Raw genomic sequence first — 6,725 nt, forward strand, 5'->3', positions numbered from 1 at the left:
AAACTTCATCTAATATGCTTAAACATGAATAGACTAATATAAGAAATTTAACTATAGGTAAATTCCGCTTCTAAGGAACACACCTATGACAGATATTCTGCACAATTGCGGGCATATTACACACCTAATGAAGATAATCTGCACGTTTGAGGTATTTTCAGTGTAATGTATACGTCTTTTTGACAGATTATCTGTCATAGGTGTGTTCAGCCATTAACAAAACAGTGCAATCAACTAAGTAATGCTGCTAAAACCAAATTACGAGAAATTCTTGGACGTGTTCTGGGTAAACCAAAAACATAACTTCGCACATTAAAGCTATGTTTAGATTGCCACGTGCTTGACCTGCACATCTAACGCGTCGCTCGCACGGCGTGGTTGACCGTGCGCGTCCCGAGCGCCGACGCATCCCGCGTGCCCCGTGTACCCCGCGCCTACGCGCCCCGTGCGCCCGCACCCCGAGCTCCGCGCGTCACGCTGCAAGCAGGCAATCTGCTCATTTCAGCACCGTTTAAAGAAAGGCCGCACATGTATATAGAGCAAATCAATGGACCGGAAGACGTAAAAAAGCTGGACGCGGAGGCTCGCGTGGTGCTTGCGCAGGAGATTCGCGACAATCTGCTGGTCATGGAGTCAAAGCATGGCGGCCACTTTGGTCCAAACTTTGGCATCGTCGAGGCAACAATTGCGCTCCACACTGTGTTCAACTCGCCTGTTGACCATATCGTTTACGACGTCTCGCACCAGACGTATCCGCACAAGATGCTCACCGGCCGCAAGCAGGCATACATGGATCCCGCGCTCTACGACTCGGTGTCTCCTTACACCGATCCCGCCGAGACCCCGCATGACCTCTTCAAAATCGGCCACACTTCCACGTCCATCAGCTTGGCGCTTGGCCTGGCAAAGGCTCGAGACATTATGGGCGGCAAGGAGAACATCATCGCCGTTATCGGCGACGGCTCCATGTCTGGCGGCGAGGCGCTCGAGGGCTTGAACGTTGCCGGCGAGCTGAACAGCAACTTTATCATCGTCTTCAATGACAATCAGATGTCCATCGCCGAGAACCACGGTGGCATGTACGACCAGTTTGCTGAGCTGCGCCGTACCAACGGAGCTGCCGAGAATAACCTCTTCAAATCGATGGGCCTGGACTACCTGTATGTCAATGACGGCAACGACATCGAGGCTCTTATCGCCGCATTTGAGCAGGTAAAAGACTCAACTCATCCGGTCGTGGTCCACATCAATACGCTCAAAGGCAAGGGCTACGCTCCTGCGGAGGCAAACAAGGAGAAGTGGCACTGGCACATGCCGTTTGACATCCAGACTGGTCAGAGCCCTGCATCCGGTTCCTCCGAGTCGTACGCCAGCATCTTCGCAGAGTATGCGCTCAAGCGCGCAAAGACTGATCCTAAGTTTCTGGTGCTCATGTCGGCTGTTCCTGGTCTTCTCGGCCTTACGCAGGAACGTCGAGAAGAGCTAGGTAAGCACTACCTTGACGTGGGCATCGCTGAAGAAACTGCAGTTGCAATGGCTTCCGGCGCAGCTCACGCCGGCGCGCACGTGGTTTGGGGCTCAAGCGCAACCTTCATCCAGCGCACCTACGACCAGCTGACCCAGGACCTGGCGCTCAACCAGAATCCTGCGGTTATCGTGGGCTCCGGCTCCATTAGGGGATTGATGGCCGCCACCCACCAGGGCCTCAGCAGCATTTCCATGATCGCAAACATCCCTAACATGGTGTACCTCGCGCCGTCCAACGCCGAGGAGTACGTTGCCATGCTCGACTGGGCGCTTGAACAGGACAAACACCCTGTCTACATCGCAATTCCTTCCGGTCCCGTGGTCCACGCCGAGGGACCCGTCCGCGCAAACTTCGACGACCTCAACACCTACGAGGTCACGCGCCAGGGCTCCAAGGTGGCCGTTCTTGCCCTGGGCGATTTCTACGACCTTGGCGAGAAAAACATTGAGGCCCTCAGCTCCACCCTGGGAATTGAGGCTACGCTGGTTAAGCCATACTTTGCCTCTGGTGTTGATCAGAATCTGCTCGACAACCTGGTAAAAGACCACGACGTCATCGTGACCATTGAGGACGGTATTATCGAGGGCGGCTGGGGACAAAATATAGCCAGCTACCTGGGAACTTCTTCTGCACGCGTGATGAACTACGGCGTCAAGAAGGCTTTCTACGACCGCGTCAATATCGCAGAGCTTATGCGAGAAAGTCATCTGGATCCCGAGCTGATTGCTGCAGACGTTAAGCAGGTGCTGGGCCTGTAGGTGGTGCGTCGCAGCTCCGGCGCCATTGTCCGCATTTCTCGCCATCACATCAAAACTGCAACAAAAAAGAGGGGCCGCACCTGCGGTCCCTCTTCTGTTTCAAGCAAATGCGCTGTTGTGGCACCGTTGCGCTGTGCCATTGCGGCGCGTCGGTGTGCGTCGCAACCTGCAGCTAGAAGCTTAAGCCTTAAGAGCGCGGCCCATAGCGTCAGCCTGAACGATAGCTGCATAGAGCTCGTCAGGAGTGACGTCGCCAGCAAGGTTGTGGATGGTCTCGCCAGGAACGCAAGCAGCCTCAGCGATCTTCTTGATCTGCTCGTCAGTGGTGATGCCAACCTCTTCGAGGGTAGTTGGAAGACCAACCTCAAGGCAGAAGTCCTGGACCTCGTCGAACTCCTCCTGAGGAACGCCCTCAAGAACAAGCTGGACCAGGGTACCAAAAGCAACGCAGTTGCCGTGAGGTGCGCTGTGGCCACCAAGGGAGGTGAGGCCGTTGTAGAAGGAGTGAGCTGCTGCGCAGTTAACGTTGTCAGCGCCGACGCCACTCATGTAGACGGTTGCCTCGCAGATAGCCTCAAGAGCTGGGGTTACAACGTTGTTCTCGCAAGCCTTAATTGCCTGTGAACCGTAATCGCGAAGGGTGAGGTAGCACTCCTTAGCAATTGCCATACCAACGCGGGTAATGCCGGTTCCCTCAAGGGAAGGAGACTCGGTGCGGATGGATGCGCGGCCCTCAAAGTAGGTGCCCAGTGCGTCGCCCATGCCTGCTACCAGGAAGGAAACAGGTGCGTTAGCGATGATCTGGGTGTCGACCATAACTGCATCTGGGTTCTGTGGGTAGAAGAGGTACTTGTCAAAGGAACCGTCATCGTTGTAAATAACGGAGAGGCCGGTGCATGGAGCGTCGGTAGCTGCAACGGTAGGAAGAATAACGATGCGCTTACCAGCGTAATATGCGGTTGCCTTTGCGGTGTCAACAGCGCTGCCGCCGCCGATAGCGACGACTACGTCGATGTTGTCCTCCTCGACGATAGCCTTCATGCGGTTAATCTCGCCGTTGGAAGAGATGCCACCGAAGACCTCGTAGCGACGGTAATAGTCGCCCTTGCCCTCGAAGCTCTGCTCGATCATGTCGTGGGTTGCTTTGTAGCCGCTGTTAGAGCAAACAAACAGGAAGCGCTTTCCCATGTAGCCCATCTCTTTTTCGAACTCGAGACAAGCATTTTTGCCCTGAACATACTTCAGTGGCTCACGCATTGCGCGTAGCATTTTCATAGGTTCCCCTCTCCGGATACGTTTTAGACCTATGTAATTTATGTTAGCACTGTCAAAAGAACATAACAGCAAGGAAAATATTTCTGTGGAAGCAATATTTTCTGGTATTGCACACTAAAGCAGCGTGGCAGTTGGAAAAAATTCTATTTAGAAATCTTATAATAGGGAGAAATAAAAATAGGGGATAGGGATGATCTAAAGAGGAAATGAATGTTTGAAGGAAAGGTAGAAACAGCAGAAAAAAACATTCTGTTCTACAAATGGTCAAATTATATTAATTCAAGCGTTCTGATTTGGACCATCTTAACTCTCTATTATCTTTGGCGTGGTTTAAGTTATTTTGATATTGCACTAGTCCAGAGTGTTGGCGCAATAGCTACAGCAGTACTTGAGATTCCAACGGGTTGGATATCTGATCGTCACGGACATCATATTGTTTTAAAAATTGCTTCTTTTTCTAGACTTGCGGCAATAGTGACTTTAACCTTTGCAAATAGTTTTTTATTGATGGTTGCTTCTGAATTGTTCTTTTCTTTAGCAAGTGCGTCGCAGTCAGGAGCTGGAAGTGCTTTTCTTTTCGAGGCAACGAGTGCAAATTCTGGTATGGATAGGAAGAATGGAGCATATGCTCTAATTCTTTCAAAAATGACAGGGACTCAGTCAATTATTAGAATTACTGTTCGTTTAATAGCCCCTGTTCTTTTTAGTATCAATCCTTTGATTCCTTTCGTTATTTCAATCTTTATATATTTTCTTGGTCTATTAGTTACTTTGGAATTTAAAGAAAATGATGTAAGCCCTAATAGAAGAGACAATTGCTTACCAGAAGAAGATGTATTTATAAGGACTAGAACTAGTAAATTGGATCTGAAAGAGTCTGTACAGACGTTTTTTCAGGAACTTATAAAGATTGTGAAAACTAATACTTTTATTTCCCTTTGTATAGTCTCAGCAATTTCATTGATTTTAGTTAGTAATTACAGCCAGTTTATTGCCCCAAATTTAACCAGTATGGGATTTGATATAAAGTTCTTAGGAATCGTTACCGCTGCTGCAAGTTTAGGCGAGTTTTTTGGATCGAGGCTTACGGCAAAGATAGTGAAAACACTTAAAAATTCTTATAAGAAATCCGCTGGAGATATTATTGCGTTTTCAGGAAACGTAGAATTTCTCGTTATTTTAGCTATTCTTTCCGTGATTGCGATCTTGATGTTATGCGCTGGGCTAATCCCAAGTATATACGTATGTATTTTTACTTATGTAGCGATTAATTTATTTTCAACCACTTTAAGTATTTTGATAAACAATCAAATGAATTTAATCGCTGAAGAGAATAATCGCGCAACATTACTCTCCGTATCAAATCAGATTGAAGAAATCGCATCAGTGGTTTCGGATCCATTAATTGGAATTGCCTTAGACTTTTCAGGATTTGGAACAACTTATGTTGGTTTAGGCTGTATTACTCTCGTGGTAATAGCCCTTATTTTTACTATCCATTACAGGAAATATAGATAGTCATAACCTCAACTTCTCATAATCTATTGGGTTAAAGTTATCTGGAAAGTTTACGTGAACATACACTCACCAGCCGGCAAATGATATTCTTGTAGTGTCAAATTTTCGCACTGTGGTCTTTGGAGGACACATGCTTAGTTCTGTCGAAATCAAACCCGATGTCTACTTTGTAGGCGCCCTGGATTGGAACGCTCGCGAGTTCCACGGCTACACCACTGAGCAGGGCATTACCTACAATGCATACCTTATCTTGGACGAGAAAATCACGCTCATTGATACCGTCAAGCGTCCATTCTCCGAGGAGCTGGTCGAGCGCATTAAGAGCATCATCGATCCAGCAAAGATTGACGTTCTGATCTGCAACCACATCGAGATGGATCACTCCGGTAGCGTTCCTCGCATTCTGGAGCTTGCGCCAAACGCCGAGGTCTACGCAAGCGCACCTCAGGGCGTCAAGGAGCTCAAGGCTTTCTATGGCGAGAATATCAACGTCAACGGCGTAAAGACGGGCGATACGCTCAACATTGGTAAGCGCACCCTGACCTTTGTGCAGACCCCAATGGTCCACTGGCCAGACAACATGGTCACGTATTCTGACTACGATAAGATCCTCTTCTCCAACGATGCATTTGGTCAGCACTACGCTTCAAGCACCCGCTTTGAAGACGAGTCCGACTACTGCGAGGTTATGAAGCAGGCTCGCAAGTACTACGCAAACATCGTTCTCCCTTACGGTCGTCAGGCTGACTCCGCTGTTACCGCAGTTAAGGGCATTGGTCTGGAGAACATCGATATTATCGCCCCAGCTCACGGCGTTGCATGGCGCTCCCACATTGCCGACATCATCTCCAAGTACGAGGAGTGGACTACCGGCAAGCTTGAGGAGAAAGCCCTGGTTGTGTACGACTCCATGTGGGGCTCAACCGACAAGATGGCTCACGCTCTTCTGGACGGTTTTCTGGCTGAAGGCATTCCTGCCCAGCTCATCGACCTCAAGGAGACTCATATCTCCAACGTCATGTATCACTTCTTGGATTCCAAGTATGTCTGCGTTGGTTCGCCTACGCTGAACTCTAAGTTCCTGCCTACCGTTTCTTCCTTCCTGACCTATATGAGCGGTCTTTCTCCAAAGAATGACCACCGTATTGGCTTTGCGTTTGGCTCTTACGGCTGGGCTCCACTTGGACCAAAGATGGTTCAGGCCGAGCTTGAGGCAGCTGAGTTCACCATGCCACTGCCTGTTCACGCTATCGGCTGGATTCCTTCTGACGAGGATCTGGACGCCGTTCGTGCGCAGGTCAAGGACCTGGTCGAGGCTGGCAAGCAGCTCTAATCTAGCGGTATATTGAGCAAGACCCCCACATTCAGTACGAATGTGGGGGTCTTTTGCTGTAGGGGGGGGGAGTTAAGCGGGTAAGAACGATGCAAGTGACCCTGAAGTGACTCCGAAATGACCCCGAATTGACCCCGGAACGACTCCGAAGTGACCCTGAAATGCCCGAAGTGGTAAAAAATCCGTTTAGTTGGGGAATACAGGATTTTGCATATAGCGTTTGTCGGTCGTGTCCCGAAAAGTGGTGTAAGCAAGCATTTCAGGTGTTTAAAAGAAGTGCGGTTATTTCCTAAAATATAGTCAGCATAACCAA

4 protein-coding genes are annotated in these 6,725 nt (G+C 49.2%); 3 read left to right on the top strand and 1 reads right to left on the bottom strand.

Annotation, left to right across the window (positions count from 1 at the left end):
* Nucleotides 1-528 precede the first annotated feature (528 nt).
* The gene (locus HMPREF1492_RS02700; protein ID WP_035435667.1) at nt 529-2,286 is read left to right on the top strand and encodes a 1-deoxy-D-xylulose-5-phosphate synthase; all 1,758 of its coding nucleotides are present in this window, start codon (nt 529-531) and stop codon (nt 2,284-2,286) included.
* Nucleotides 2,287-2,466: 180 nt separating this feature from the next.
* Here HMPREF1492_RS02700 and HMPREF1492_RS02705 read toward each other — a convergent pair whose 3' ends face one another.
* Complete coding sequence (locus tag HMPREF1492_RS02705) at nt 2,467-3,561, bottom strand: glycerol dehydrogenase (RefSeq protein WP_035428190.1); 1,095 nt, start codon at nt 3,559-3,561, stop codon at nt 2,467-2,469.
* A 210-nt stretch (nt 3,562-3,771) separates the two neighbouring features.
* On the opposite strand from HMPREF1492_RS02705, the gene HMPREF1492_RS02710 reads away from it, so the two are divergent.
* The gene (locus tag HMPREF1492_RS02710) at nt 3,772-5,079 is read left to right on the top strand and encodes an MFS transporter (RefSeq protein ID WP_035435668.1); all 1,308 of its coding nucleotides are present in this window, start codon (nt 3,772-3,774) and stop codon (nt 5,077-5,079) included.
* A gap of 130 nt (nt 5,080-5,209) precedes the next feature.
* Nucleotides 5,210-6,412, top strand: a complete 1,203-nt coding sequence (locus HMPREF1492_RS02715) for an FprA family A-type flavoprotein (protein ID WP_035435670.1) — start codon at nt 5,210-5,212, stop codon at nt 6,410-6,412.
* Nucleotides 6,413-6,725: the final 313 nt, after the last annotated feature.

Origin of the sequence: Atopobium sp. BS2 (genome assembly GCF_000565075.1) — a bacterium.
In the GTDB taxonomy this organism is placed as follows: domain Bacteria; phylum Actinomycetota; class Coriobacteriia; order Coriobacteriales; family Atopobiaceae; genus Lancefieldella.

Coding starts and splice junctions, on each gene's coding strand:
- HMPREF1492_RS02700 (WP_035435667.1), top strand. CDS start 529: ATGTATATAGAGCAAATCAATGGACCGGAAGACGTAAAAAAGCTGGAC.
- HMPREF1492_RS02705 (WP_035428190.1), bottom strand. CDS start 3,561: ATGAAAATGCTACGCGCAATGCGTGAGCCACTGAAGTATGTTCAGGGC.
- HMPREF1492_RS02710 (WP_035435668.1), top strand. CDS start 3,772: ATGTTTGAAGGAAAGGTAGAAACAGCAGAAAAAAACATTCTGTTCTAC.
- HMPREF1492_RS02715 (WP_035435670.1), top strand. CDS start 5,210: ATGCTTAGTTCTGTCGAAATCAAACCCGATGTCTACTTTGTAGGCGCC.